At 42.5% G+C, this 24,908-nt stretch carries 28 protein-coding genes, 7 tRNA genes and 6 pseudogenes; 7 read left to right on the top strand and 34 right to left on the bottom strand.

The features are described 5' to 3' along the window. Positions 1 to 3 precede the first annotated feature (3 nt). Positions 4 to 1,173, top strand: a complete 1,170-nt coding sequence (locus U2H13_RS02725) for an MFS transporter (RefSeq protein WP_025650271.1) — start codon at positions 4 to 6, stop codon at positions 1,171 to 1,173. 333 nt (positions 1,174 to 1,506) lie between these two features. On the opposite strand, the gene U2H13_RS02720 is transcribed toward U2H13_RS02725, so the two are convergent. Continuing rightward, complete coding sequence (locus tag U2H13_RS02720) at positions 1,507 to 2,145, bottom strand: NAD(P)-dependent oxidoreductase (RefSeq protein ID WP_071181554.1); 639 nt, start codon at positions 2,143 to 2,145, stop codon at positions 1,507 to 1,509. A 197-nt stretch (positions 2,146 to 2,342) separates the two neighbouring features. Here U2H13_RS02720 and U2H13_RS02715 point away from each other — a divergent pair, with 197 nt between their 5' ends. The 3 genes from U2H13_RS02715 to U2H13_RS02705 all read left to right on the top strand — a co-directional run bounded on the left by U2H13_RS02715 (position 2,343) and on the right by U2H13_RS02705 (position 3,471). Next, positions 2,343 to 2,786: an Rrf2 family transcriptional regulator gene (locus U2H13_RS02715; RefSeq protein WP_021495071.1), complete on the top strand. Its 444-nt coding sequence runs from the start codon at positions 2,343 to 2,345 to the stop codon at positions 2,784 to 2,786. Positions 2,787 to 2,880: 94 nt separating this feature from the next. Next, complete coding sequence (locus U2H13_RS02710) at positions 2,881 to 3,075, top strand: hypothetical protein (RefSeq protein ID WP_236661502.1); 195 nt, start codon at positions 2,881 to 2,883, stop codon at positions 3,073 to 3,075. Between the two features lie 54 nt (positions 3,076 to 3,129). Continuing rightward, a complete protein-coding gene (locus U2H13_RS02705) occupies positions 3,130 to 3,471 on the top strand; it encodes an MmcQ/YjbR family DNA-binding protein (RefSeq protein ID WP_095061566.1) in 342 nt (113 codons plus the stop codon). A gap of 263 nt (positions 3,472 to 3,734) precedes the next feature. Here the strand turns inward: U2H13_RS02705 and U2H13_RS02700 are convergent, their stop codons facing one another. Further along, positions 3,735 to 4,160 (bottom strand): MaoC family dehydratase, encoded by a 426-nt coding sequence (locus tag U2H13_RS02700; RefSeq protein WP_017419214.1) that lies wholly within the window; start codon positions 4,158 to 4,160, stop codon positions 3,735 to 3,737. Positions 4,161 to 4,285: 125 nt separating this feature from the next. Next, positions 4,286 to 4,660: pseudogene (locus tag U2H13_RS02695) on the bottom strand (cystatin-like fold lipoprotein); the annotation flags it as partial. Positions 4,661 to 4,887: 227 nt separating this feature from the next. Between U2H13_RS02695 and U2H13_RS02690 the strand changes: the two are divergent. After that, a pseudogene (locus U2H13_RS02690) lies at positions 4,888 to 4,992 on the top strand (esterase); the annotation flags it as partial. 618 nt (positions 4,993 to 5,610) lie between these two features. On the opposite strand, the gene U2H13_RS02685 reads toward U2H13_RS02690, so the two are convergent. The 15 genes and pseudogenes from U2H13_RS02685 to U2H13_RS02615 form a co-directional block, all read right to left on the bottom strand. After that, complete coding sequence (locus U2H13_RS02685) at positions 5,611 to 7,014, bottom strand: MFS transporter (protein ID WP_103527125.1); 1,404 nt, start codon at positions 7,012 to 7,014, stop codon at positions 5,611 to 5,613. 38 nt (positions 7,015 to 7,052) lie between these two features. Beyond that, positions 7,053 to 7,419 (bottom strand): annotated as a pseudogene (locus tag U2H13_RS02680) (BCCT family transporter); the annotation flags it as partial. A gap of 706 nt (positions 7,420 to 8,125) precedes the next feature. Further along, positions 8,126 to 8,244 (bottom strand): annotated as a pseudogene (locus tag U2H13_RS02675) (IS1595 family transposase); the annotation flags it as partial. Continuing rightward, positions 8,201 to 8,329 (bottom strand): hypothetical protein, encoded by a 129-nt coding sequence (locus tag U2H13_RS02670; RefSeq protein ID WP_223204396.1) that lies wholly within the window; start codon positions 8,327 to 8,329, stop codon positions 8,201 to 8,203. The gene U2H13_RS02670 and the pseudogene U2H13_RS02675, both read right to left, overlap by 44 nt. Next, positions 8,286 to 8,441 (bottom strand): annotated as a pseudogene (locus tag U2H13_RS02665) (tetratricopeptide repeat protein); the annotation flags it as partial. The pseudogene U2H13_RS02665 and the gene U2H13_RS02670, both read right to left, overlap by 44 nt. A 484-nt stretch (positions 8,442 to 8,925) precedes the next feature. Beyond that, on the bottom strand, positions 8,926 to 9,450 hold the full coding sequence (locus tag U2H13_RS02660) for an NAD(P)H-dependent oxidoreductase (RefSeq protein ID WP_095061570.1): 525 nt from the start codon (positions 9,448 to 9,450) through the stop codon (positions 8,926 to 8,928). Positions 9,451 to 9,660: 210 nt separating this feature from the next. Next, positions 9,661 to 9,747, bottom strand: a pseudogene (locus tag U2H13_RS02655) (hypothetical protein); the annotation flags it as partial. A 171-nt stretch (positions 9,748 to 9,918) separates the two neighbouring features. Beyond that, positions 9,919 to 10,002, bottom strand: a tRNA-Leu gene (locus tag U2H13_RS02650). Between the two features lie 62 nt (positions 10,003 to 10,064). Further along, positions 10,065 to 10,146: transfer RNA gene (locus U2H13_RS02645), tRNA-Leu, on the bottom strand. Positions 10,147 to 10,154: 8 nt separating this feature from the next. Further along, positions 10,155 to 10,230 (bottom strand) — tRNA-Lys (locus U2H13_RS02640). 33 nt (positions 10,231 to 10,263) lie between these two features. Next, positions 10,264 to 10,338: transfer RNA gene (locus tag U2H13_RS02635), tRNA-Gln, on the bottom strand. Positions 10,339 to 10,349: 11 nt separating this feature from the next. Further along, positions 10,350 to 10,424 (bottom strand) — tRNA-Glu (locus U2H13_RS02630). A gap of 19 nt (positions 10,425 to 10,443) precedes the next feature. After that, positions 10,444 to 10,534 (bottom strand) — tRNA-Ser (locus U2H13_RS02625). 3 nt (positions 10,535 to 10,537) lie between these two features. Then, a tRNA-Asn gene (locus tag U2H13_RS02620) sits at positions 10,538 to 10,612 on the bottom strand. Positions 10,613 to 10,747: 135 nt separating this feature from the next. Continuing rightward, entirely contained in the window at positions 10,748 to 11,197 is a 450-nt protein-coding gene (locus tag U2H13_RS02615) for a SprT family protein (RefSeq protein ID WP_021495077.1), read from the bottom strand. A gap of 99 nt (positions 11,198 to 11,296) precedes the next feature. Here U2H13_RS02615 and cmpA point away from each other — a divergent pair, with 99 nt between their 5' ends. After that, positions 11,297 to 11,410 (top strand): cortex morphogenetic protein CmpA, encoded by a 114-nt coding sequence (gene cmpA, locus U2H13_RS02610; RefSeq protein WP_003156164.1) that lies wholly within the window; start codon positions 11,297 to 11,299, stop codon positions 11,408 to 11,410. Between the two features lie 9 nt (positions 11,411 to 11,419). On the opposite strand, the gene U2H13_RS02605 is transcribed toward cmpA, so the two are convergent. The 14 genes from U2H13_RS02605 to acpS form a co-directional block, all read right to left on the bottom strand. Further along, positions 11,420 to 13,579, bottom strand: a complete 2,160-nt coding sequence (locus U2H13_RS02605) for a Tex family protein (RefSeq protein WP_121984504.1) — start codon at positions 13,577 to 13,579, stop codon at positions 11,420 to 11,422. 72 nt (positions 13,580 to 13,651) lie between these two features. Next, on the bottom strand, positions 13,652 to 14,254 hold the full coding sequence (locus U2H13_RS02600; protein WP_007410234.1) for a PP2C family serine/threonine-protein phosphatase: 603 nt from the start codon (positions 14,252 to 14,254) through the stop codon (positions 13,652 to 13,654). Beyond that, complete coding sequence (gene sigB, locus U2H13_RS02595; protein WP_029974100.1) at positions 14,254 to 15,042, bottom strand: RNA polymerase sigma factor SigB; 789 nt, start codon at positions 15,040 to 15,042, stop codon at positions 14,254 to 14,256. Before sigB ends, U2H13_RS02600 begins: the two co-directional genes overlap by 1 nt. Next, entirely contained in the window at positions 15,008 to 15,490 is a 483-nt protein-coding gene (gene rsbW, locus U2H13_RS02590) for an anti-sigma B factor RsbW (protein ID WP_007609591.1), read from the bottom strand. The genes sigB and rsbW overlap by 35 nt, the downstream gene beginning before the upstream one ends. Beyond that, complete coding sequence (gene rsbV, locus U2H13_RS02585) at positions 15,487 to 15,816, bottom strand: anti-sigma factor antagonist RsbV (protein ID WP_003156176.1); 330 nt, start codon at positions 15,814 to 15,816, stop codon at positions 15,487 to 15,489. Before rsbV ends, rsbW begins: the two co-directional genes overlap by 4 nt. Before the next feature lie 63 nt (positions 15,817 to 15,879). After that, entirely contained in the window at positions 15,880 to 16,887 is a 1,008-nt protein-coding gene (locus U2H13_RS02580; RefSeq protein WP_007609589.1) for a PP2C family protein-serine/threonine phosphatase, read from the bottom strand. An 11-nt stretch (positions 16,888 to 16,898) separates the two neighbouring features. Continuing rightward, entirely contained in the window at positions 16,899 to 17,300 is a 402-nt protein-coding gene (locus U2H13_RS02575; protein WP_003156178.1) for an anti-sigma regulatory factor, read from the bottom strand. A 2-nt stretch (positions 17,301 to 17,302) separates the two neighbouring features. Beyond that, complete coding sequence (gene rsbS / locus U2H13_RS02570) at positions 17,303 to 17,668, bottom strand: RsbT antagonist protein RsbS (protein WP_007609584.1); 366 nt, start codon at positions 17,666 to 17,668, stop codon at positions 17,303 to 17,305. Between the two features lie 4 nt (positions 17,669 to 17,672). After that, a complete protein-coding gene (locus tag U2H13_RS02565; RefSeq protein WP_003156182.1) occupies positions 17,673 to 18,494 on the bottom strand; it encodes an STAS domain-containing protein in 822 nt (273 codons plus the stop codon). A 117-nt stretch (positions 18,495 to 18,611) separates the two neighbouring features. Then, a complete protein-coding gene (ndoA, locus tag U2H13_RS02560; RefSeq protein ID WP_003156187.1) occupies positions 18,612 to 18,962 on the bottom strand; it encodes a type II toxin-antitoxin system endoribonuclease NdoA in 351 nt (116 codons plus the stop codon). A 5-nt stretch (positions 18,963 to 18,967) separates the two neighbouring features. After that, the gene (gene endB / locus U2H13_RS02555) at positions 18,968 to 19,249 is read right to left on the bottom strand and encodes a type II toxin-antitoxin system antitoxin EndoAI (RefSeq protein WP_003156188.1); all 282 of its coding nucleotides are present in this window, start codon (positions 19,247 to 19,249) and stop codon (positions 18,968 to 18,970) included. Between the two features lie 119 nt (positions 19,250 to 19,368). Beyond that, positions 19,369 to 20,538, bottom strand: coding sequence for an alanine racemase (alr, locus tag U2H13_RS02550; protein WP_021495079.1), 1,170 nt, complete (start codon positions 20,536 to 20,538; stop codon positions 19,369 to 19,371). A 116-nt stretch (positions 20,539 to 20,654) separates the two neighbouring features. Beyond that, positions 20,655 to 21,662, bottom strand: a complete 1,008-nt coding sequence (locus tag U2H13_RS02545) for an outer membrane lipoprotein carrier protein LolA (RefSeq protein ID WP_007410230.1) — start codon at positions 21,660 to 21,662, stop codon at positions 20,655 to 20,657. A gap of 164 nt (positions 21,663 to 21,826) precedes the next feature. Continuing rightward, the gene (gene acpS / locus U2H13_RS02540; RefSeq protein ID WP_014304402.1) at positions 21,827 to 22,192 is read right to left on the bottom strand and encodes a holo-ACP synthase; all 366 of its coding nucleotides are present in this window, start codon (positions 22,190 to 22,192) and stop codon (positions 21,827 to 21,829) included. Between the two features lie 92 nt (positions 22,193 to 22,284). On the opposite strand from acpS, the gene U2H13_RS02535 reads away from it, so the two are divergent. Beyond that, positions 22,285 to 22,884, top strand: a complete 600-nt coding sequence (locus U2H13_RS02535) for a rhomboid family intramembrane serine protease (RefSeq protein WP_128496462.1) — start codon at positions 22,285 to 22,287, stop codon at positions 22,882 to 22,884. On the opposite strand, the gene U2H13_RS02530 is transcribed toward U2H13_RS02535, so the two are convergent. Further along, positions 22,881 to 24,347, bottom strand: coding sequence for a PH domain-containing protein (locus tag U2H13_RS02530; RefSeq protein ID WP_021495081.1), 1,467 nt, complete (start codon positions 24,345 to 24,347; stop codon positions 22,881 to 22,883). The two genes, U2H13_RS02535 and U2H13_RS02530, sit on opposite strands and share 4 nt — an antisense overlap. Then, a complete protein-coding gene (locus U2H13_RS02525; RefSeq protein WP_025649968.1) occupies positions 24,337 to 24,816 on the bottom strand; it encodes a PH domain-containing protein in 480 nt (159 codons plus the stop codon). The genes U2H13_RS02530 and U2H13_RS02525 overlap by 11 nt, the downstream gene beginning before the upstream one ends. Positions 24,817 to 24,908: the final 92 nt, after the last annotated feature.

The following is a 24,908-nucleotide window of genomic DNA, read 5'->3' as shown; positions in this document are numbered from 1 at the left end:
AAGATGAAGAGAATGTTTTGGATTATTCTGATGATGTCTTGCGGAGCCACTTATATTTCATCATTATTCCCTATATACGGGAGTCACTATCAAATGAGCAGCCTAGAGATTACAATGTTGTTTGCTGTTTATGCCGTTATCTTGGTTCCGACCTTGCTAATCGTAGGAGCCAAGGGGAGCTCCTGGGGATTAAAGAAGGTCCTTCGCATCAGCATCTGGCTATCCATCGCGTCAACGTTGCTTTTCATAGGGAGCCAGAACGTCTGGATGCTATTTGCGGCACGGATTTTGGAAGGCATTGCATATGGCGCTTTTACAGGAACGGCCACCACATTTTTATTATCACAAACCTCTCGCCAGCATCTAAGTACTGCTATTAAGTTATCGGGAGTATTCGTAAACGTTGGATTCGGCATGGGTCCGGCTATATCCGGTCTAGTGTTGCAATATGTGCAGGTTCAGCCGCTTCGAATGCCATTTTGGCTTTTGCTTGCCATGCTATTGAGTTCTTTGGTACTTCTGGAAATGTTACCGAGTCTTAAAGAAGAACCAAAACCGCTGAATACAAAAATTTCGCTCGGTATACCGGAAAATATACGAACCCATTTTATTTCATTTATTGGACTTCCGGCTTTTACATTCTTCATGTTAGGCGGAATCGTATTTTCCGTCATTCCTTCCTATGTCAAAAACGTCATTCACTCCTCTAATCTCTCATTAGCAGGTGTGTTGGTGTTCATACTCTTAGGCGTGGCTGCCTTGATACAATTCTTCCCGTGGGTACAGAATCCAGTTAAGCGAATGCGCATCGGAATTGTATTGCTGGCCATCGGTCCGTGGATCATTGTTTTCTCCGGACAGACAGGCGATTTATGGATGCTCTGGATTGGAATGCTTATCCAAGGGGTCGGCGCCGGTTGGTCGTTCCAAGCAGCATTAAGGTTTGCCGGACAGCTGCCTAAGCCGGAAGAACGACCGAGAGTAATATCAGCATTTTATTTGTGCGCTTATTCCGGATTCATTATCCCTCCAATTGGAGTCGGCATTTTGACCAGTTTCTTTAGCTTGAATCACTCATTAATTGTTCTAAACACATTTGCCGCACTAATCGTTATTTATGTCTTGATCTATTCAATCAAGTTTAATCAATATTATTCGAAAGTGACATTATGATTAAACTACCATGAAAATAAACTTCTGTAATTTAGAAGTTTTGACGGACCCCTTACCGTACTTAATAATAAATATCATGTTGATAGATGTATTTTAAAAAAGCCCACTCACGAAAACGAGTGGGTTTACAAAAGCTCTAACTAACCCACAAAGGTTTTAGTCAGAGCTATTTATACATATTTTTTTGGTCCAACTCACTAAGCACCTACTCTATCCTCAACTCGAATAAATCAGCTGCTCTGATTGCAAAGTTTTCAATGTCTCCGTACATTCTTAGAAGGAAGATACCATTAGCGATGACACTAATGGTACCCTTTGTTTCTACTCAATCACTTATTCAGCTTCTCCAACAACTGTAAAGCGTTCATTTATATGTTTTGGATTTTCAATTTCATCCAATACTGCAATTGCATAGTCTGCATAGCTGATATAACTTTCGCCTTTCGAATTCACAAGAAGATGATCTTTTCCTGACTGATAAAATCCAGTTCTTTTCCCGTCTGGGTCAAATACCGCTGAAGGACTGATAAATGTCCAGTTAATATCAGAAGTTTCCTTTAGTTCTTGCAAGTTACGACCTTGGCCTTTAGCTGTTGGAATAAAAATCTCCGGGAAATCAGGTGTATCCATTACACTGACAGTTTTATTTTCGTCTACATAAAGACTCCCTGCTCCACCTACAATTACGGCTCTTGTACCCGTTCCTTTTAATGCCCTAATTAATGCCCGGCCAGCATCTACATGTGCCTGTTCTTCTCCTAATGGAGCACCGAAGGCATTAACTATTACATCTAACTTTTTTAGATCATCCGATGTAAGATCAATTATATTTTTTTCAATGATTGAAATCTTTTCCTCTTTAAGTTTTGCAGCATCTCTTACAATTGCAGTTACTTCATGTCCCCTGCTTACCGCTTCTTTCATGATAAGACTTCCAGCTTTTCCGGTTGCACCAATGATTCCAATTTTCAATTTAAAGTCCTCCTAATCATTCAAAATTTTAAATGTAACCATATTGATTACATGTAATAATTTTAGTTACACCTTATTTATTTGTCAATACTTTTATCATCTTGTTAATTGAGCATATTAGAGTAAAAGAACTTGTAATACATTCAGTTACAAGTGTACTATAAAGAGTGTAACGTAATTAGGATGGTGAAGAAATCATGTCTATTAGCAGCCGTTTTGCTGTAGGAATTCATATATTGGCTCTTATTGAAATAAATGAAGACGGAATTAGCACTTCTGAATTTTTAGCTGGAAGTGTAAATACAAATCCCGCCTTCATAAGAAAAATTATGGGGATGCTGAAAAAAGCAGGTTTAGTAAAAGTTCGGCCAGGTATTGCAGGAGCTGAATTAGCGAGGGATTTAACTGAAATCACCTTACTTGATGTTTATAGAGCAGTTCATGTTGTTCAAGATAAAGAATTGTTTAGTATACATGAAAATCCCAATCCTCAATGTCCTGTAGGCCGGAACATTCAAAGTACAATTGGTCCAATATTTGAAATCGCCCAATCTGCCTTGGAAAAAGCTCTTGGGCATATCACAATTGAGGATGTGGTAAAGGATATTATTGAAAAAGAAAAATTGACCAATAATTGTTAAATGATTTCACAGAAAATCTTTTATCAGACTGAGGATAAGAAAAATGGCTTTTTCATGAACAAAAAAAGAGCAGACATAAAGTCTGCTCCTTTTGATGAAAGATTTAGATTACGGTAAGGGATATAAATATGCTTATGATACAGAGGAGAAGTTAACGACAATGCAGACGATGCCAGATTCTTTAATAGGGCGTGAGTGTTACTATCCAACAACTCAAGGTTCAGAAGCTAAGTTCAAACAAAGACTTGAGGAAATCTCGGATTGGTATAAAAGAAACCGCAAATCTTAGTTTGAACGAATATGTTCTGTATATAAAAATAATGAGGTATGGAGTGAATTGATAATGAATTATGATGAAATAAAAGATTACTGCCTAACCTTTCCAAACTCTTATGAAGACCATCCTTTTGGGGATGGTTGGACTGCAATTCGTCACAAAGGGAATAAGAAAATATTTGCACTTATCTTCACTCGCGACGAACACTTATATGTCAATCTTAAATGCGAGCCTGAAAGGGCTGATTTTCTACGTGGTCTTTTTGAAGAGATCAAGCCCGGATACCATATGAACAAGGAGCATTGGAATACTCTTACCTTAGATGAGGGACTCCCAGAGCACCAAATCCATGACATGGTAAAGTACAGCTTTGAACTGACAAAACCAAAAAGTAAAAAGGAAACATAACATCGAGGGATAGAACGCTCATTATAGATATTCATCCGGTGCAATGATACAGAGAAATATGCAAAAAACCTCAAGGCAGCAATGTTTAAATTCGTATTTACAAGATGATTTTTTCGTTATTGTTAGTCCTTTGTTTCTTGACATAGGTTGAACAAATAAAAAAGAGCAGACTCAAAGTCCACTCAATTCATTAAGATGATTGCTTATTTCATCCAGACACCTATAAAAAATGAAAGGTGACGATGATATGCCACAAAAGTCATTTAGCGTTTCATTAATACTGATAACTCACCTTCAAACACTTTTTCTTCTTTCTGATTATAGGTAGATAACAATACAGTAAGTATCCCCGTCTGGCTTTTATTTGGTTTTTTATCAATAACCTTAACAATAGTGTGCAGTTTATCATTAGGGTAAACGGGTGCTAGGAATTTTATATTATTCATTCCTGTCCCAGCAATAATATCGTCTTCATGACACCCTTCTTCAATCCAAAGCTTAAAAGTAATAGATAACGTTTGTATTCCAGAAGCAATAATTCCATTAAATCTGCCCATTTTTGCTTTTTCTTCATTTAAATGCATGTATTGTGGGTCATACACTTCTGCAAAATTCATTATATTCTCTTTTGTTAATTCAAAAGATTTAGTTTGAAAAACCTGCCCGATGGTGAATTCATCCAACTTCATAAATAAATCTCCTTGAATCTAAACTTTATTATTAAATCTACGTAGCATTTTAACATACTGGCTCTCACACAACAACTTAACGGTGAAACAATTGTTCCCCTATCAGGAATGAACAAGCACATTGTTTTTGTTTCCTTGCTTTTAACCTCTTTATAATCAGGTGTTTTCTTATAAAGACCAAGGCGGTCGCCATCACTATCACCCGGCATATGTGTCATTTTCTCATAAGAATCTCCAAGCTTCTCATAATAAGAATAAGCAGTAAGCTTGCGAGAACTTTCTTCTGGCTGATAAAACGCAAGTTGAATATACTTCCCGTCATCATATACACGAATTATGGCGTTATCTCTTTTGTGCTCATCTGAATCTGCTCGCATTTCTTTTCTGACTTTCTTCTCCTGCTTCATCACTTCATTAATTGCATTATCATATTTACTACCGCCGCACGCAGTCAACAGAAGGATGAAGGTGACTGACAAATCATACGGCCTACTATACAGTAACAGATGAATTTTCCGCAAAAAAAAATACCAAGGGCGTCTACAACCCTTGGTATCATTGATGCGGCCGAGAGGACTTGAACCTCCAAGGGTTATTCACCCGCAGGGCCCTCCATCTATATTCATAAAACTATTGCTCAGTTGTCAGCATGTTAAGTAAATTACGAATTTCCTTGTTATAACTTTTAATTTCTTCTTCATTTCAACCGGTTTTATCAAATACTGCATTAGGTATCATTCACGATTTCGTGATGCTCAACGCCTTAGCTAAAACTGAAGCTGCGCGCGGAGCAATTGATCTTGCCGCAACATGGCTGCGTAAAGGGTTTTAATTCATCTATTGTTTCGTCACTTAGAGACTGCTGCAAATAAATAAATAAAAACAAACAGATCCACTCAAATAATTGAGTGGATCGTATATTGATTCAATAACTTATCGCAAATATATTAACGTTGGAATAATGGAACTTTTGATGAGCTTTTTAATCGGGCTGGTTATTATTTTGTTGTTGAGATGTCCCTAATTGAAAAGCTAACTCCACAACAAACTCCATTTTTTCACCAGTTCACCCTCTTCATATCCAAAAAACCTTTGTTGATAAAAACAATAGGATTATTAGTTAGCGTACAAGTTCTCGTTTTCTGCTTTGGGCCCCATATAGAAAATAAAAAGCCAGCTCTCCTTCGGGAGAAGAACTGGCATAACAAAGCTTCTTATTTCTTATTTTGCTGTATTGCTCGGACCTTTTAATTTCTCTTCGTTCTTGCGTCAATGTTTTATTATTAGGACACAACCAATAAAATAATGACGATCGAGAATAGCAACGCTGCTTTTGCAAAGCAGTAAGCCCTCCAGAATATAAAAGAGCTGCAGTCATTGCTGCTCGGATAATCCCAGCTTACTCTGAGTCTGTATTTCGAGTAGCCGGTCAATTAAATGGATGTTTTTTTTATTCCTTTTCTGTTTGTTCCATTTTCCACCACAGTGAATCTTTTGGATTTTCAACAGCTTCTTGAAACTCAGCTTTAGAAGCAACTGTTGGGTAAGAACCTTTTAAAGATTTACCTGAAGTATCTTTAAATAAGGTTAACACAACTATTAAGCCAATTAAACTAACTGCTAATAAATAGAAACCCGGCGCCAAATTGTTTCTTGTCACATGGGTTAACCAAGAAGCAACTAAAGGTGTTGTTCCGCCAAAAATAGAAACTGATAAATTGAATGTCCAGGATAATGTTCGATATCTAATGTCAGTATGGAACAACGTAGGTAAAGATCCTGGCATAGTACCTTCGTATACAGATAATACAATACCTAACATTAAAAGTCCTATAAATAAGAATATTAGACTCCCCATATTAAGAAATTGAAAAGAGACAATCGAAAATACAATTCCTAATACTAATCCAATTGTTATAACTTTTTTATTTCCTAATTTATCTCCCAATTTACCAAAAGTTAAAGCGAACGGTACCATAATAATCAATACAATTGCTGTAACCGGTGTACTTATATTATCACTTATACCAAGGTTCTCATCTAAATAAGAAGGCATATAACCTAACAATAGGTAATTGGTTATATTGAAAAATGCCACAAATACGATACATAAAAAGATATCTTTTTTATATGTTTTAATGACTTCTAATAAACCTGGTTGTTGTTCTTGGTTTTCAGAGATGTCATTTTCAAAGATTGGTGATTCATCTAAATGACTTCTCAAATATAAACCAAATAATCCTATTGGAATACTTAAGAAGAAAGGAATTCTCCATCCCCAACTATTCATTTGAACATCAGATAAAGTCCAGAAAAGTACTGTAACTAAAACAGACGCTACTATATAACCAGATAATGTGCCGATTTCTAAACCGCTGCCTAACCTTATACGTTTATTATCTGGAGAAGATTCTGCGATATATACCATTGCACCAGCGTACTCTCCACCCACAGAAAAACCTTGCAGAATACGAGCTAAGAGTAATAATATAGGGGCCCATACACCAATCTGGTCATAGGTAGGAAGCACACCAATTATTAAAGTAGATAAAGCCATCATTAAAATAGTAATTGTTAATACTATTTTCCGACCAAATTTATCACCCACTTTACCAAAAATAATTCCGCCTACCGGTCTAAGTAAGAAGGCAATTGCAAATGTAGCAAAAGTAAATATTAACTTTAATTCATCGTTTTGAACCGGACTGAAAAAGTTTTTACTAATAATAACTGCCAAATAAGAATATAAAGCAAAATCAAACCATTCCATCGCGTTTCCTATCCCTGTAGCAAACACGCTTTTCTTCGCTTTTTGAATGTCTACAACGTTAATTTTTTTCTTGTTAAACTTCATTTAATAATATCGACTCCTTAATTATCAAATCCACATTATACAAGCGTATAAACGGTCCAAGCATGCAGTCCCAGAATGTATAGCGTAATGCTTCTCTAAAAGTCTGGGGGTTTCTGTTTCACCTGATGGAGAGCTAACGGCATAGTGGATGATTGGTTCAACTGTACCTTAAAAGACTAGACGAATATCCATATCAGCGCCAAATAACATTGTAAACCAGGAAAGAAGGATGAAATTCAGTTTTTTCGCTGGTTTCCTTAACTTATTTTTGCCGATTGGACTAAAAATAATACAAAAAGCAACAAAAAGAGAAACATCCAACAGATAATACCAGCCAAAGCGGTTAGTGATATATCCGTGGGCTGTGGTTGGTATTTTCTGCAGACTATTTGGAGAAATGATTCCCCTTCATACAGCTCTATTGTGAATATTATCACAATCGAAAAAAAACTTTTATTTCTTCAAAGGATCCTAAACCTATATTTTAGTTCTTCCATTACGTCTTTATTTACTGATTCTATCTTTATTACCCCGCAATCAGGTGAAACAAAACACTATAAACGTAGCATACCTTTTTAAAATCTGACAAGCCCAACAGGGTGATAGAAACCCGGCTAAAGCCAAGCTAGTCAATGGATAGAAGAAATTTTTTTGTTTTTCCCAAGGAATAACCGTCTGCGTTTAATCTAGCCCAATTAGAAAGAAAAAGAGCAGGAGTAATCCTGCTCTTTCATTCAAAACTTTAATTTGTATGAAGAATTTCGTATACCTTTTCGACTTTCTTTACCTATTAATCAGTATACAGACTACAACAGAAATAAGTAGCACCGGGTATGAAATAATGGATGCATTTAAACAAGCCAATCACCGACAATTGAATTTATTGCATGACATCTAACAAAATTATTTTTTAAATCCAGCTGTAAATAAAGAAACATTTCTTAGGTAATGGTTTTATTTTTGGTAAATCGACATGTATTTGTTTCCCCTTCCCTGTAATCCAAATGTTTCGATATGAACATTTAATCCTTTCATACATTTATCACAATTTTAACAATCTTTTAACTGAACTGGGTAAGTTGAACAAGGATTAAACATTGAATTTTGACAATCACAAACTGTCATATGTGTCCGTCATATCAAAAGAATCTCTTTAAGGTGTTGTTTAGTGCTTTCGTTACGGCGACTATCGACAAATAAGAACCAAGCAAAGTATTGTCCAGATAGTTTGAGTATTTTGATCACTTTGCAAATAAGTTATTGAAAATACACTACCTAAAATCACTGCAGCCAATAGACACCGGCTGATTTTCATCAATAATCTCCCCTTTTTTATTTTTCGTAGAGAGCATTAAGCTTCCTCGTTCATGAAAATAATCAGCGACTTCAATCGAAAAATTTTCAACATCAGCAAACATTTTCCTCGAAGTCTTGGTATTCTTCCTTGCTTAGCAGCACTTTCTCTGCTTTGGCAAATTGGAGTTTGAGGCATTAGTAACTACCTATAAAGATGAAAATATTTGTGCGATGTCTACTGCAGATGACTTACTTTAGGTAAGTGGGCAGTTTGTGGGCAGTAGATCATTTAAAAATAAGCACAAGAAAATACCAAGGATCTCTCTATTACCCTTGGTAACATTGATGCGGCCGAGAGGACTTGAACCTTCACGGGTCATTCACCCGCTGGTCCCTCAACCTAGTAAAAGCCTATCATGAGTTACAAAAGCTTTTATTCAAAGCATCTGTTTATTTTATTTATACTTATTTTCATCATTTTTCATGAATTCTGAGCACAAACTGGGCACCTATTAGAGACCAAGGAAATCTACATTTCATCAAGAAATATGTACTCATCGCCTTGCTGTAATTAGTTTCACATCATTTATTTCAGCTTTCCTCGCGTATACCGGATCAATGCTCAGCTTTAAGATAGTCAACCAATTTCTCCGCACTGTTCTTAACATCTTCTTTTGAAAGATGAAGTGTCCCATATTGTGTAAAGGCAGGAAGAAAACGCATTCCTATATAGTTAGCAGTGACTTGAAACGGTCTGATAAGCTCGCTGATCGTGATATTATATTCTCCGCCTGCTTGATAATCAGATTCCTGTGCGCCTAAGGAGATAGCTAAGAGTAGTTCTTTTCCATGCAATTTAGTACCTCCAGTTCCATAAGCCCAGCCATGTGTTAACACATCATCTTCCCATTGTTTGAGTAACGCGGGACTGCTATACCAATACATTGGGAACTGAAAAACGATACGCTCATGATCTAACAGGAGCTGCTGCTCTTTTTCTACATCAATGATAAAATTAGGGTATTCACCGTACAGGTCATGAACCGTAATGTCATTCTCTTGCTTTAAACGATTCATCCAGGTTTTGTTGACAACAGACGTTTCCAACTTAGGGTGTATAACGATAACTAATGTTTTCATTTGACTGTTATCCTTTCTTCGCCGATTAGTTATTATTGCTTTGTGATAAAGAATTGGTTCTAATTTTAAAATAACAACTTATTTACACCTATTTTATCCTTTTTCATGAATTCAGGGCAACTAATTGGACACCGATTACATTTATAGCCAAAAAAAGGCTTAACCTTTTAAAAAAGATTAAGCCTTTTCAGTACCTTTATGCCCCTGCCCTATTATCTCGTGTCTAAATTCTAATAGCTGATCATATAACAAGGCATCTTTGTTTTCCTCCATGCTTAGCAATACTTTCTCTGCTTTTGCAAATTGGAGTTTGAGGCATTAATAACTACCTATAATGATGAAAATATTTGTGCGATGTCTACTGCAGATGACTTACTTTAGGTAAGTGGGCAGTTTGTGGGCAGTAGATCATTTAAAAATAAGCACAAAAAAATACCAAAGGTGGTTAAACCCTTGGTATCATTGAGATGCGGCCGAGAGGACTTGAACCTCCACGGGTTATTCACCCACTAGGCCCTCAACCTAGCGCGTCTGCCATTCCGCCACGACCGCGTGTTATGAAGCTGTTTTTCCACTAAGCATGTAAGCTAGTGATCAGCACTTTGAAAAGAAAGTGCGGGTGAAGGGACTCGAACCCCCACGTCGTAAGACACTAGATCCTAAGTCTAGCGCGTCTGCCAATTCCGCCACACCCGCGTGACAAGTGGTGAGCCATGAAGGACTCGAACCTTCGACCCTCTGATTAAAAGTCAGATGCTCTACCAACTGAGCTAATGGCTCGCTCTAAAAGTGATTCAAAAATTTTAAATAAAATGGCTGGGCTAGCTGGATTCGAACCAACGCATGACGGAGTCAAAGTCCGTTGCCTTACCGCTTGGCTATAGCCCAACGAAGGTAAATGGTGACCCGTACGGGATTCGAACCCGTGTTACCGCCGTGAAAGGGCGGTGTCTTAACCGCTTGACCAACGGGCCGTCTGGTTGAGAACTTATCTGGCGGAGAAGGAGGGATTTGAACCCTCGCGCCGCTTACGCGACCTACACCCTTAGCAGGGGCGCCTCTTCAGCCACTTGAGTACTTCTCCATATGGCTCCACAGGCAGGATTCGAACCTGCGACCGATCGGTTAACAGCCGATAGCTCTACCACTGAGCTACTGTGGAATAATCAGACTTTCTTTATTATAAATGATGCGACATATTGTGTCAAGAAGCAACATTTATTTTTTTAAGAAAGTGTCATTGTCTCTCAACGACTTTTATAATTTAACATAGAACATTAAAATGAGTCAAGCCTTTTTAAAAAATTCTTTTGATTTTTCCTCTGCACTTTCCGCAGGCATATCTTTCCGGGTTCATTGCCCGCTTCTTTATATACTGTTGGCCGCAAGCCGCGCATCTATACATATATGTTTTCTTTTGTGGCTTTTTGGTTTGCAGCGGCGTGCAGAATCTCGGCGCTCCGACTTTCTGAAGCAGGTCTCTGAAGTCTTTGTCTCTGTGCTTGTACCCTTTTCCCTCAAGATGAAGATGATAATGGCACAGCTCGTGTTTGATGATTCCTACCAGCTCGCTCTGCCCGTGTTCGATCAGATATTTGCGGTTTAATTCGATGTTATGGGAAGACAGCATGTACCGGCCGCCTGTCGTTTTCAGCCGGTCATTGAAGAAGGCTCTGTGACGGAACGGCTTTCCGAAATCTTGTGCAGAGATGTCTTCCGTCAGCTTTTGAAGTTGTTCGTTATCCATAAGTGCACCCCGCTTTAAAAACATTGAACGGGACAATTCACCGTTCGCATACAATGAGTTAAAACCGACCTCTAACTAAAAGCTGAGGAGGAATGAGCCATGCCGAATTGGCTGATGAAACAAATGCAAAAAGCGTTTTTAGAAAAGGACAATTACCAAATCAAACTGCTGAATCAGTGCTGGTATTTCTACAGAAAAAAACACTGCTCGTAAGCAGTGCTTTTATTTTACCATAGACAGCGACACTCTGCCTTTTTGCACGTCCACCCCTTCGACCCATACGGTGACGATGTCTCCGACCGATACGACGTCGAGAGGATGTTTGACGAATTGATTGCTCAGTTTTGAAATGTGCACAAGCCCGTCCTGTTTGACGCCGATATCGACGAAAGCGCCGAAGTCTACAACGTTGCGGACGGTGCCCTGCAATTCCATTCCTTCCTTTAAATCCTCAAGCTGCAGAACGTCTTTTTTCAGCAAAGGCTTCGGCACTTCGTCACGAGGATCTCGCTCCGGCCTTGTCAGCTGCCCGCAAATATCCGTAAGTGTAATTTCCCCTATACCGAGCTCTTCAGCCGTTTCAGACAGCGGCAGTGCGCTTATTTTCTCTTTTACGTCCGCGCTTCCGATCTGATTCGCAGTGAGCTGCAGTTTTTTGAGCAGCGCCTTTGTCTCTTTATAGCTTTCCGGGTGTATCCCGGTGCGGTCGAGCGGCTCCGGTCCTCCGGGCACTCTCAAAAAGCCGATGCACTGTTCATATGTTTTTGCGCCGAGACGCGGGATTTCTTTCAGCTCTTTGCGGTTTGTGAATTTGCCGAGCTCTTCCCTTTTTTTAACGATATTGCCGGCAACGGTTTTGGATAACCCGGCTACATATTGAAGAAGCGCGGCTGATGCTGTATTGACATTCACCCCGACTTGGTTGACGACGGTCTCTACGACAAAACGGAGTGATTCATTTAAATGCTTTTGGCTCACATCATGCTGGTATTGCCCGACGCCGACGGATTTAGGATCGATTTTTACAAGCTCGGCCAGCGGGTCTTGCAACCTCCGCGCGATGGAGACGGCGCTGCGCTCTTCGACCTGAAAATCCGGAAATTCTTCACGGGCGATTTCTGACGCGGAATACACGCTTGCTCCGGCCTCATTGACGATGACATAATAAATGTCACGCTCTGTTTCTTTCAGCACATCAACGACGAATTGCTCTGTCTCCCGTGATGCCGTGCCGTTTCCGATCGCCACAACCTCGACTTCGTACCGGTCCAGCAATTCTTTGATTTTTTTCCGGGCTTCCGCTGTCTTTTTTACGGGAGCGTGCGGGTAAATGACGTCGATTTTCAACACTTTTCCCGTCTCATCAACAACTGCCAGTTTGCACCCCGTACGGAAGGCCGGATCGACGCCGAGCACGACTTTTCCCTTCATCGGCGGCTGCAGCAGGAGCTTACGCAGGTTTTCAGCGAAAATATGAATCGCCTGCGCGTCTGCTTTTTCTGACAGCTCTTTGCGGATATCGCGCTCAATAGCCGGCTGGATCAGACGTTTGTAACTGTCCTCAATGGCTTCTTTCAGCGTTTCTTTCACAGGCGTTTCACGGTGTTTGATGATTTGCTTTTCTAAATAAGTTTTTATCTGATCGGCGGGCGGTTCGATCGCAATCTTTAAAATGCCTTCTTTTTCACCGCGGTTCATCGCAAGCACTCTGTGAGGAACGACCTTTTGGATCGGCTCTTCGTACTCGTAGTACATTTCATAGACGTTTTTCTCGTCATCTGCGGCTGACTTGCCTGCCGCGGAAGTGAGAATTCCTTTTTTATACGTTTCCTGGCGAATCCACTTTCTGAAATGAGGATCATCCGAGATTTGTTCGGCTATGATGTGCTTCGCGCCTTCAATGGCTTCCTCTCTTGAAGCGACTTCTTTTTCTGCACTGATATATTGATCAGCGATGTCGGGAAGGCGGTTTTCTTTCGGGAGAGAAAGAATATAGTCCGCAAGCGGTTCAAGGCCTTTGCTTTTGGCGACGGTGGCTTTTGTTTTCCGTTTTTGTTTGAAGGGACGATATAAATCCTCGACTTCCTGAAGCTTGACCGCTTGTTCGATTTTTTGCTTCAGCCCTTCCGTCAGCTTGTCCTGCTCAGAGATCAATCTGATGACTTCTTCTTTCCGCTGCGTCAGGTTTTGTATGTATTGCCACCGCTCGGAGATTGCCTGAATCTGCACCTCGTCCATTGAGCCGGTCTGCTCTTTTCGGTACCGCGCAATAAACGGGACGGTATTGCCGTCTTCCAGCAGGCGGATGACACTTTCGACATGTTTTTGGGATAACGCTGTTTCTTCAGCAATTTGTTTTTTCAAAAGGGCTAACGTTTCCATATCACAAAAGCCTCCATCTCTTCATTCTTTCTCTAGTGTATCAAAAAACGGCGGAACATAAAAAAAGCAGCCTTACGATAAAAGCTGCCCTAGAATATAGGTCAAATCATCACGTCTGGATGTTGTGTACGGATGAAGTGATTTTGATATATCTTCTATTGAGTGTCCCTGCTTTAAGCAGGTGCGGATATGCGGGACCTCAAGCCCATCCGTGTAGATGATGAACCTCGCCCCTTTTTCGTATGATGACGTATACGTTTTGTATCTTTGCGGTTTGCCTGAGAGGTAACCCGAAATCGGCAGCGGATGAAAGACTTCGCCTGATGGGGAGTGCAGGAAGAAACGGACATTGCCGATCGAGCAGTATGTCAATTCCCTTTTGATGAAATTGATTTTTAAGATGGAGGCAGTCGCCCCTCTTTTGTTTTTCATCGCTTGATTGCAGCGCTCAATGATGCTTTCCACATCCTCATCCGCATACGTTTCCACGATGTCTTTAATGGCTGACGAGGATTCGTTGGCAAGAGATCCGCTGCCGAGACCGTCCGCTACCGCGCAAACTAATTCTTCTTCATTCGCCTTCATAAAAAAGCTGTCGCCGCATATGGACTTGCCTTCTTTATTTAATTGGTATACAAGAGTTTGAACATGTTCATTTTCTTCAACCTGAATCATTACATTAGCTCCATGGAGGGATCTCCAATCAAGGCCTCTCTCAGTTTTTTCACCGCTTTCCGCTGCAGGCGCGAGACGTGCATTTGAGATATTCCGAGAATGTCCCCTGTTTCTTTTTGGCTTTTATTTTGCACAAATGTTAGATCGATAATCTGTTTTTCGCGGTCGGACAGCACATGAAGCACGCTTTTGATCATCATCTGCTGGTTGACGCGTTCGTATCCTTCCTCCTGCGAACCGACGATATCTAAAATCGTGACGGTGCTTCCGTCCGCATCCGCTTCGATGCTGTGATCGACAGAAAGCGCCTGATAGCTTTTTCCCATCTCCATCGTTTCAAGCACTTCCTCTTCTGACACATCGAGAAAGGCTGCGATTTCTTCGACTTTCGGCGACCGCTGCGTCTCTGTCGTCAGCTGATCCACCGCCATTTTAATGCGCGGCCCGAGTTCTTTAATCCGTCTCGGGACGTGTACGCTCCATGTTTTATCTCTGAGGAAGCGTTTGATCTCGCCGATGATGGTCGGAATCGCAAATGCTTCAAAGGATTTGCCGACCTCGGGATCATACCGTTTAATGGCTCCGAGAAGTCCGATCATTCCGACCTGGCGGAGGTCTTCGTGAAAGCTTTTTCCTTTTGAATATTTCTTTGCCAGCATTTCGACGAGATTGGTATACACCTCGACGAGTGTTTCCTGGGCTTCTTTATTATCACGTGTTTGAAAGTCGCGTATGAGCCGATCAACTTCATCTTTAGTTAGTTTCGTAGTTTTTGATGGTTGTGCCATGATCAACTCGCTCCCCATTTAAATACTTTGTCATCGCCACGGTTACGCCAGAGTTGCTTTGAACTTTGACTTCATCCATGAGCGTTTCCATTAAATACAGACCGAGCCCTCCTTCTGACAATTGATCGACTGTGTGCGAAGGTGTGTACGGCCCGAGATCCTGCTGCTTCTGATCAAAATCAAAGCTGTCTCCCTGATCGGCGACAATGACCTCCAGCCGATCCTCAAACACACCGAACCGCACGGATACTTCTCCCTTATTTTCATCGTTGTATGCATGCTGGACAGCGTTTGTACAAGCTTCGCTGACAGCGATTTTTAAATCTTCAATGTCATCATAGGTATAGCCCATTCTGCTTGCGACCCCTGATAACGTAAGCCTGACGATTCCTACATATTCCGGTTCGGCCGGAATTTTCATCTCTATATAATCAACTGATGTACTCATTGCACGCCACCTTCTGACTTTGCCGAAATGTCGATGATGTCCTTAAGCCCCGTAATTTCAAACAGACGGACGAGCCGGTCGGAAAGATTCTCAAGCTTCAGAGAGCCGCCTTCCTTGCTCACCGTTTTAAACACGCCTACAAAAACGCCTAAACCCGTACTGTCCATATAGTTTACATCTTTTAAGCAGATTCTCATGTCCTTCCCCTCGTTTGCCAGGGGCATCAGCTTTTCACGAACCACCGGAGCTGAGTATACATCGATTTCTCCAGCGATATTGATTTGTATATCTGAAAGATTCTCCTTCATATCTACCGTTAAATTCATCGTATCACCTCTGAAAGTTATCCTTACTCGTGCTAATGGCTTTTTACCCGTGCTGCTGTTTTTTTAAACCTTTCTTTTCAAAACAATTAACGTAAAATCGTCATGAAGCTGAAAGTCCTGGAGTCTCAGCAGGCTGTCGTAAATATTTTTGACCATATCCTGCGCGGAGCAGTCCATATGTTCTTCCAGCATGCGCTGAATGTCGCTGCGCTCTAAGAAACCGTTTTCGGTACGGCATTCGGTGACGCCGTCAGAAAAAAGAACGATCATGTCTCCTTCGTCCATGTGCTGTTCATATTGGCTGTAATCAAAATCCTGAGAAATTCCCAGCACCAATCCTTTTGCCTCCAGATCATAAAACTTTTTTTCTTTTTCAGAGTAGTAGAAGCCCGGTTCATGCCCCGCAGAAGCATATGTAAATTGGTGATTTTTCGTATTGTAGTTTGCGTAAAACATGGTGATAAACATGCTTGAGTCCACGTTCTGTTCTACAACGCGGTTAAGATTTTTCAGCACTTGGGAGGGGTGAATGCCGGTCTCCGGAAGAGAGTCCATGGCATACTTGATCATCGACATGCACAATGCGGCGGGTATTCCTTTTCCGATGACATCGGCTATCGCGATGTTAATCGATTCCTTGTCTTTGACAAAGTGATAATAATCCCCGCTCATCTGTTTGGCGGGGACGCTGATTGCCCCGATATCCAGATCTTCTTCTTCAGGAATTTTTGTGCCAAGCAGCGTCTGCTGAACATTTGCGGCAATTTCAATTTCTGAACGAAGCTCCTGCTGGATATCTCTCAGACTTTGATGTTCCTGATAAGCCATCCCGTAGCCAATCATGACTTCTATTAAAAAATCCAGCGAATGAAAAACATCTTCCGGCAGATCCGGATACAGTTCCTTTACTACTTTTCGGTGGATGCTGATGATCTCCTCCGGAGGAACCTGATGTTCAATCGTTTTTCGGCTGAATTTTTGGGCTTGATATAAAGATGTTTCTGTTAATTCGGCTATATATCGGCTAAGCAGCTGATGATACCGCTGCTCTATAACCTCCCTGAAATCCACGTTCTAACCTCCTACCGAAGCCATTTCACGGCTTGAATCTCTGTTCCTTCCTCTGCAACAGATTGCAGGCTGAATTCGTCCATCAGCCTTTTGACGCCCGGAAGTCCCGCTCCCAGTCCGCCTGACGTTGAAAAGCCGTCTTCCATCACTTTACGGATGTCGGGGATTCCGGGTCCTTTGTCTTCTGCTATAATTTTAAGGCCTTTTTTCCCTCTGTCGTTTACTTGTTCTATGCTGACCTGGCCCTTGCCTGCATATAAGTAAATGTTTCTGGCCAATTCTGAGATAGCCGTCGTGATTCTGGCCTGGTCCACCGTGCCGAAGCCTAATTCCTTCGCAACGTTGCGGCCAAGCTGTCTGGCGGCTACGATATCCCATTCTGTCATGATTTTCACACAGGATTGGTCGTTCATCGCTATTCCCCCAATTCCCGCTTCAATGTCTCAAGCCCTTGCTCTAAATCGAGCGCCGTTTCAATTTCCTCAAGTGAGATTCCGAGTTCAATCAATGTGACCGCCACAGCCGGCTGAATTCCCGTCAATACGACATTTGCGCCCATCAATTTAGACATGGTGATGACATCGCCGAGCACTTTCGCGATAAATGAATCGATCATGTCAACGGATGTCAGGTCAATGACGACCCCGTTTGCGCCGGTTTCATAGATTTTGTTCAGCAGATCTTCTTGAAAATGCAAAGCTGTCTGGTCGTCAAGTTCCCATTGGATGGATACCAATAAGCAGTTATACAGTTTCAGGATCGGGATTTTTGGATGTCTCACAATGTTATTCCCCCAATGAAACGATTTTTCGATTTGTCATTTCAAGCGCTGTTTGAATTCCTTTTTGAAGGGTATTCTTCGTAATAACCTGCGACAAATCAATTCCCAGATTAACGATCGTCTGCGCAATCTCCGGACGGATTCCGACGAGCAGGCATTTCGCGCCGACAAGCCGCACCGCTTCTGACGCCTGGATAATATGGTGCGCCACCATCGTATCAACGACCGGCACGCCCGTGATATCAATTAATACAACCTGTGAACGGTGCTTCACGACGCCGTTTAACAGATTTTCCATAATGTGCTTTGCACGCTCCGTATCAATCGTCCCGACAAGCGGCATGACCGTTACATGCTCAAATACCGGGATCAGCGGAGCCGACAATTCCTGAAGCGCGATTTTTTGCAAAGTAACCGTTTTTTCCCAGGAGATAGAATACTGATTTAAAATTTCCGTGTTGATCGGATTGAAAAAGCTGTCTATTTCCAAAATCAAATCTGCTCTGTCCTGATCGGCCATATTAAGGTCGACCATCGTTTCGTAAAGCAGTTTCCAAAACTCTGACAGGGTGGCTGAAAGAAGTTTCAGTGACAGACCGAGCTGAACGGCTCGCAGTGCGAGCTCACTGATCTGCTCTTCCGTAGCCTCGTCATTTTTAGTCGATAATAAAAGAATGTCTATATAGTCTTTACAAATATTTTCACATATGTGATTCGTAAGCTGATAGTCTTCCTGATTGCCTACTTCTTTTAGTTTGGCTGTCCAAGTATCAAGCAGTTCATCATGCTGATCAATGATGAACTGATACACTTTCTGATTCGACATGGGTTTCACTGACCTCCCGACACAAAACAACAAATTTTGTTTGATTATCTCTTTATTATAGCGCTTATGTTTTTCGAAAACAAAAAAAGTTGCTCTATATGAGCAACCAAAATATGACTAAAAATCAATGAGTGCCAAACTGATTTGCAGGGCTTCATCAACCTTATCCATCATTTCATCATCCAGATGAGTTATTTTATCCGTTAATCTTTGCTTGTCAATCGTCCGAATTTGCTCCAGCAAAATAACGGAATCTCTTTCAAAACCGTAGCGTTTTGCATCAATTTCGACGTGGGTTGGTAATTTCGCTTTCTGTATTTGGGCTGTTATGGCTGCAACAATAGCAGTCGGGCTAAAGCGATTTCCGATATCATTTTGGATCACTAAAACCGGGCGTACGCCGCCTTGCTCTGAGCCAACAACAGGAGATAAATCAGCAAAATAAACATCGCCGCGCTTTACAATCAAAATGATTATCCTCCGCTGACTAAGCGCTCAACGGTCGTTTCTGCTTCGCACTCAGCATAGTGAGCCTCAGAAGAGATATTCAAGTTGATTTTCGCCATTTCCATATACCCGCGTCTCATCAAATCACGGTTATGGCGAGTTGTCCGTTCGCTGACATACGCTCTCACTGCTTGTGATATCAGTTCGTTTCTGCTTCGTTTCTCCCGCATCGCTACACCATCCAATTCAGCTACTAAGTTTTCGGGCAAGCTGATTTTCATTTCGGTTCTTGCGCTGGATTCAGACAAAAAACATACACCTCCACCAAACTTACGGATACGACCAATTCATCCATCCAGACATAATGATACCATTATTCAAACGTCAAGCAAAGCTGTTTTATAAATTCTCTTTTTCCGGATGACGGCTACTTGCTTGTATTATCTTGCAGTAAAGGATTTCTTACTTCCATTATACTCTCATTTTCCAAAAACATACGGGGAACGCGGGAACTAATGGTACAAGGGACCTCGTAATTAATCGTCCCAAGCCGCCCTGCGATTTCATCCATCGTGATCGTTTCTCCCTTCTGGCTGCCGATCAGGGTGACTTTGGTGCCCGGCGGATAAGATTGATCTAATTCGACCATCAATTGATCCATGCAGATTCTTCCCGCGATGTTCATCCGTTTGCCGCCGATCAGCACAGACGTGCCGCTCAGCTTGCGGAGCCACCCGTCTGCATAGCCGATGGGAACCGTTCCGATCCATTGATCCTTCTCTGCCGTATATGTTGCGCCGTAGCTGACGCTTTCCCCTTTGCGGATCTTTTTCACATGGGATAAAACAGAGTGCAGCGCAAAAGCCGGTTTTAATTGAAACGGAATTTCGCTTTGGATGTCAGCAGAAGGACGAAGCCCGTACATACTGATGCCGAAACGAACCGCGTTAAAAAAGCCTTTTTTAAGACGAAGTCCGGCAGCGCTGTTCGCGCAGTGCACCATCAATTCTTTTAAAGGAAGCGGAGCGATCAATTTTTTAAAGCGGTCAAACTGAAAGAGGAAATAATCTCTGTTTTTCTCATCCGCGGTAGCAAAATGGGTGAATACGCCTTTACAGACTAAACCGGGATTTTGATCGAGGATTTTTAACACGCTTTGGATTTCTTCCTCCGTTTTGACTCCGAGTCTGTTCATGCCGGTGTCGACTTTCAGATGAAACGGCACTGTTGCACTTCCGAGGTGGCGCGCAGCTTCCTGAAGCCATTCAACAGAATATCCCGTGAGTGTTACGTCATACTCGGCAGCTGCTTGTACATATTCGGGCGGCACGGCGCCAAGCACGAGAATCGGCGCTGTAATGCCCCGTTTTCTCAATGAAATCGCTTCATCCAGTATGGCTACGGCAAGACAAGAGGCACCCGCTTCAAGCGCGGCTTTCCCAACTTCCAAATCTCCGTGACCGTAAGCGTTCGCCTTTACAACCGCCATGAGATGGACGTTTTGCCCGATGTGTTTTTTCATATGCGTGACATTTTCTTTAATCGCGGACAGGTTGATTTCCGCCCACGTTTCTCTGTAAAAGGATGCTGTGTTCATTCGATACACTTCCTAGCATTATTTTCAATTCATATTTTTATTATCATACTAAAATTATTCTGTAAAGTGAAATGGAATCAAAAAAGAGACCGACAGCGGCGGCCTCTTTTTTGACGTTATTTTGACGACTGTCCCTGCATGCTTTTGGCGGCGGCCACCATTTCATCTTTTGTCAGATCCTGTGATGACAGAAGATAATCCACTCCGTCATATGTCCACGTTAAAGACGTATCAGATAATGCGGCCACCGTGAAGCCGAGATTAACCGGTTCGCCTTTCAGCGTGACGGCAGAGGCGGCTTTTGCGATATGGGCTTTTTCTTGAATAAGGGTGAATGATTTTTCTCCGCCGTAAGTCATGACGATCCGTTTGCCGTCCGCCGTTGAAATATCTTTCTCTTCAAGCTTTTTGACGCCGGCCGGCACTTGAAGCGGTGTTTTGACCGCAAATGAATCAGACGGCTTGGCGCTTGTGGCGACGTCCATCTGGGAAAGCGTCATATTTTTCTTCTCGTCAAAAGAGTCTTTATCAAACGGTTTGTTGAATTCAAAGCTTTTGAATTCGACTTTTACCATCACTTTCCGGTCTGTATCCATAACTTTAACGAGCGACGGGCTCATGTCCTTTTTGTTGAAAGTGATTTCCTGAGTCGGCAGCATTTTGTTGTGCTGATAGTTTGTTTTTGTTTCAAACGTGTACTTTTTATCTTTGGCGGAATAGACGGCGTCTTTGTCATGCTGCACGTCCTTTACAAGTGACTCAAACAAATATACTTGGCTGCTGTTATTCGGCCAGTCGCTTTGGAATCTGAAGCTCTTATTTAAAGACGGCGTGAGGACAAAGACTCCGTTGGCGTTCCGTAAAATGACTTGGTTTTGGTCTTTTTTCGGATTTTCCAAATAGACCCGGTACAGGGAAGGTTTTTTATGCCAGATTTCCACATTGTATACTTGCGGATCACTCCCCGTTTCGATGGTCATTTTGGCTTTCGCTTTGTACGAGGTGTATTCTTTCGCCTTCTTATCTAAACCGTTCACGATATCTTCCTGTGATTTTTGGCCGCAGGCCGAAAGAATAAGGACGGCAAGCAGTCCCGTTAAAAGCAAAACAAAGCTTTTTCTCACCTTTTTTCAACCCCTTCTTCTCAATTGATGTAAAGGGAAGAAATCGCTTGTTTGACTTTAACGGTACGCCCTGAACGGACGGACGCGTACCATAAAAGCCTCAAACAACTTGTCTCCCTTAATGCACTATCAAATATATGAAGGGGTTTCGGCTAATATGCAGACTAGCGTGACAACCTTTCAATCACGACCTGTGCCGCGGCGTATTCTTTTGTATGGGTAATGGAGACGTGAACCGCCGCGCCGTCCAGCTTGGCGCAGGTCAGCACTGGTTTTCCCGCCGTGTCGTTTCCGGTTTCAATATCCTGAAAGCTGAGCTCTTTGCCGATACCTGTGCCGTATGCTTTCGAAAAGGCTTCTTTTGCCGCAAATCTTCCCGCGAGAAATTCAATTTTCCTTTTGTCCGACAGCAATGTAAAACGGGCGTATTCAGCCTCCGTCAATATTCTTTGCGGAAACCTCGCCTGCCGGCTGAGCATGTTTTCAATTCTGTGCAGTTCAACGATGTCGATTCCGATTCCGAAAATCATGTGAATTCCTCCTAAAAGTCCGTACTAAAAAACGGTTAATGTCATAAACGTGTTACTATATATGTAACAAATCAGATGCAAAGGGGCTTGCGATGTTTATACGAACGGAAAATTTCCAGACTTTTATCAGACGTTATCCGGCCGTCAGCTGTATCTTGGCGCTGCAGGGCTTCTTATGGCTGTTTTTCAGTATGCCGCTTCATTCCGTCATGATGTGGTCAGATGCTGTGACCGGCTATAATTACGGCGTTTCCTCGGGAGAATGGTGGCGGCTGGTGACACCGATGTTTTTACACGCGAATTTCACTCACCTTTTGTTTAACTCCATGTCTCTCTTTTTATTCGCGCCCCCGCTTGAGCAGATGCTCGGAAAAGTCCGTTTTCTGATTGTGTACATCGCATCGGGCATTATCGGCAATATCGGCACGTATCTTGCCGAACCGCTTGATTATGTGCATGTCGGCGCATCCGGCGCGATCTTCGGACTTTTCGGCGTGTATGTGTTTCTGACTGTTTTCCGCAAGGAGCTGATCGGCCGGGATCAGTCGAAAATGATTATGACCCTGCTTATCATCGCGGTGCTGTCGACGTTTATCAACTCTAATATTAACATTATGGCGCATTTGTTCGGACTGGCAGGCGGATTTTTGCTTTCCTTTTTATGCGTGCAGCAAAAAAAGCGGCGGTATTAACCGTCCGCTTTTTCATATGAATACCAGCGTCCGATGCGTTCGGCATCTTCCTCGCTGACATCCTTCAGCATGACATGCTCCATGTGGTGAGCTGATTTCACTGCGGTAGCCACAGATGCGAGCCGCCTTCTTTTTTGCAGAAAGGAGCGGCTGACTTCAAACATCTGCATTCTTCTTCTCAGCATAATCGTGGTCGTCTTCCCGATCAGCCTCGTGGTGATCTGAAGCCTGCCGCCGTTTATGCACCATGACGCTGTCCTAAACGAGGCATATCCTAGCACCAGTTCGACAGGAAGCACGAGGAGCGATGCATATCCCCACGGCTTAAACAGAATACAAAGCGGGATGATCACGAAAACCGAGAAGATTATGGATCGGAATAAATACCGGCGCAGCGCCCTTTTCGGCAAATGATTCCGGTTTTCTTCCAGCACGTAATCCGGTGTGAAACCGTTCAGCATCACTCCGAGCTTTGATTTGCGGATGATCGGAAACAGAATCGTCTGTGCTCCTTCTTTCTCATTCCCCGCACTGCCGGCGCTGACAATCGCAACCGTCGCGTATCCGAATAATTGCCTGATCACATTTTCTTTCATTTTAATGGCTTGGATTTTACGGAGCGGGATTGTCACTTGATGCTTTTCAATAATTCCTCTGGTAATGACCAATTCGTGTTCCTTTTTTTCTATTTTAAAGTTGGCATGCTTGATCATCATACCGGCGATGCTTAACAGCCAGGCGATGAACAATCCTATGAAAATGATCACGGCGTATATGCCGATGCTCGCATGCTTGAGAAAGGAAAACCTGTCATAGAGCCAGTCCATCGGAAGTACTTCATCAATCTGAGAAAAGAGGGCGAATACCGCTGAGATGATGACACCGATTCCCCCGGATGTTGAGGCGGCCATAAGCAGCTCACCTACAGACAGGCGGTAAACGGATTGCACATCTTCCCCGCGCATCGGTTCCTGCTCCGCTGCGGTCTCCCCTCGTTCTTCTTGCTCCGCTTTTTGCTGAAAAACAGCCGCTCTGATCCGTTCCGCCTCTTCCACAGTAATGGCGGATAAGACGGCTTCAGCGTTTTTCCCGTCGCCGGCCGTTTCGATTTGAAGCTTAACAAGCTTAAAAAGCTGCTGAATGATGCCGGCACTCGTATTCATTGATTGAATCCGGTCAATGGAGATGTATCTCTTTTTCGTAAAAAACAAGCCTTCTTCAATTCTGAATTCTCCGTCCTCAATCCGGTATGTAAATTTTCTCCACTCAATCACACTAGCCGTAATCAGCCAGATAAGCAGGACGGCGAGCGCAATGCCTCCGTAAAAGCGGATGAAGTGGTTGGAGTTTACAATATAGACGAGAAAAAATGGCAGAATAATGTTTTTAATGGTTTCGATAATAATATGGAATAAGTTCAAAATCACGGCCGCCGGATGCAGACGTTTCGGCTCAGACATCATCTTCCGTCACCCTTGCCAGACGGGAAATGGAATCCCTCAGCCGGTCAGCTTCCTCCATATCAAGCGCCGGAATGGAATGAACGGTTGCCGCCGTGGAGATTTTGACTGAGGCCAGACGGTACTTTCTGAGGAGCGGGCCTTGTGAAGTATCTACGTGCTGCACCCTCACCATCGGCACAATGACCCGTTTGACAATAAAAATGCCGGATTGAATATCAATTTCATTTTCATGGACTTCATAGCGCCAGATCCTGTGCCTGATTTTCGGTATGGCATAGACGGATATTACTGAACCGATAACCCAAATGATGCCGAGGACTCCGGTGATCCAATACGGCCAATGGAAGAAATGGCTTAAAACAGCTGCTGCTATAACGGCCAGAAGACAGAAGGCGGACAGGATGATTTCCTGAAGACGCCAGACTTTTAAGCCGCTTGGACTGATTCGATTTTTTGGCTGTGCTCTCAACATACCTACCTCCCATTTTTTATCATACATACAAATACGGCTGATTTGCAAAAAAGATTCACTTTCCGGCATATCAAAAAAAAAGCGGACCC

Origin of the sequence: Bacillus sp. A1 (assembly GCF_042296235.1) — a bacterium.
GTDB classification, from domain to species: Bacteria; Bacillota; Bacilli; order Bacillales; family Bacillaceae; genus Bacillus; species Bacillus velezensis.
Note: the sequence above shows the minus strand (reverse complement) of the source record. Positions and strands in the feature narration are given on the sequence as shown.

What these genes read in the sequence shown, in the direction of transcription:
- alr (WP_021495079.1), bottom strand. Translation starts at nt 20,538, where the DNA reads ATGAACACAGCATCCTTTTACAGAGAAACGTGGGCGGAAATCAACCTG.
- U2H13_RS02725 (WP_025650271.1), top strand. Translation starts at nt 4, where the DNA reads ATGAAGAGAATGTTTTGGATTATTCTGATGATGTCTTGCGGAGCCACT.
- U2H13_RS02660 (WP_095061570.1), bottom strand. Translation starts at nt 9,450, where the DNA reads ATGAAAACATTAGTTATCGTTATACACCCTAAGTTGGAAACGTCTGTT.
- rsbW (WP_007609591.1), bottom strand. Translation starts at nt 15,490, where the DNA reads ATGAGTACATCAGTTGATTATATAGAGATGAAAATTCCGGCCGAACCG.
- U2H13_RS02715 (WP_021495071.1), top strand. Translation starts at nt 2,343, where the DNA reads ATGTCTATTAGCAGCCGTTTTGCTGTAGGAATTCATATATTGGCTCTT.
- rsbV (WP_003156176.1), bottom strand. Translation starts at nt 15,816, where the DNA reads ATGAATTTAACGGTAGATATGAAGGAGAATCTTTCAGATATACAAATC.
- U2H13_RS02700 (WP_017419214.1), bottom strand. Translation starts at nt 4,160, where the DNA reads ATGAAGTTGGATGAATTCACCATCGGGCAGGTTTTTCAAACTAAATCT.
- U2H13_RS02710 (WP_236661502.1), top strand. Translation starts at nt 2,881, where the DNA reads ATGAAAGATTTAGATTACGGTAAGGGATATAAATATGCTTATGATACA.
- sigB (WP_029974100.1), bottom strand. Translation starts at nt 15,042, where the DNA reads ATGGCACAACCATCAAAAACTACGAAACTAACTAAAGATGAAGTTGAT.
- U2H13_RS02605 (WP_121984504.1), bottom strand. Translation starts at nt 13,579, where the DNA reads ATGGAAACGTTAGCCCTTTTGAAAAAACAAATTGCTGAAGAAACAGCG.
- U2H13_RS02530 (WP_021495081.1), bottom strand. Translation starts at nt 24,347, where the DNA reads ATGATGTCTGAGCCGAAACGTCTGCATCCGGCGGCCGTGATTTTGAAC.
- U2H13_RS02600 (WP_007410234.1), bottom strand. Translation starts at nt 14,254, where the DNA reads ATGATTCAGGTTGAAGAAAATGAACATGTTCAAACTCTTGTATACCAA.
- U2H13_RS02575 (WP_003156178.1), bottom strand. Translation starts at nt 17,300, where the DNA reads ATGAACGACCAATCCTGTGTGAAAATCATGACAGAATGGGATATCGTA.
- U2H13_RS02565 (WP_003156182.1), bottom strand. Translation starts at nt 18,494, where the DNA reads ATGTCGAATCAGAAAGTGTATCAGTTCATCATTGATCAGCATGATGAA.
- U2H13_RS02615 (WP_021495077.1), bottom strand. Translation starts at nt 11,197, where the DNA reads ATGGATAACGAACAACTTCAAAAGCTGACGGAAGACATCTCTGCACAA.
- cmpA (WP_003156164.1), top strand. Translation starts at nt 11,297, where the DNA reads ATGCCGAATTGGCTGATGAAACAAATGCAAAAAGCGTTTTTAGAAAAG.
- U2H13_RS02670 (WP_223204396.1), bottom strand. Translation starts at nt 8,329, where the DNA reads ATGAAAATCAGCCGGTGTCTATTGGCTGCAGTGATTTTAGGTAGTGTA.
- U2H13_RS02535 (WP_128496462.1), top strand. Translation starts at nt 22,285, where the DNA reads ATGTTTATACGAACGGAAAATTTCCAGACTTTTATCAGACGTTATCCG.
- acpS (WP_014304402.1), bottom strand. Translation starts at nt 22,192, where the DNA reads ATGATTTTCGGAATCGGAATCGACATCGTTGAACTGCACAGAATTGAA.
- U2H13_RS02685 (WP_103527125.1), bottom strand. Translation starts at nt 7,014, where the DNA reads ATGAAGTTTAACAAGAAAAAAATTAACGTTGTAGACATTCAAAAAGCG.
- U2H13_RS02705 (WP_095061566.1), top strand. Translation starts at nt 3,130, where the DNA reads ATGAATTATGATGAAATAAAAGATTACTGCCTAACCTTTCCAAACTCT.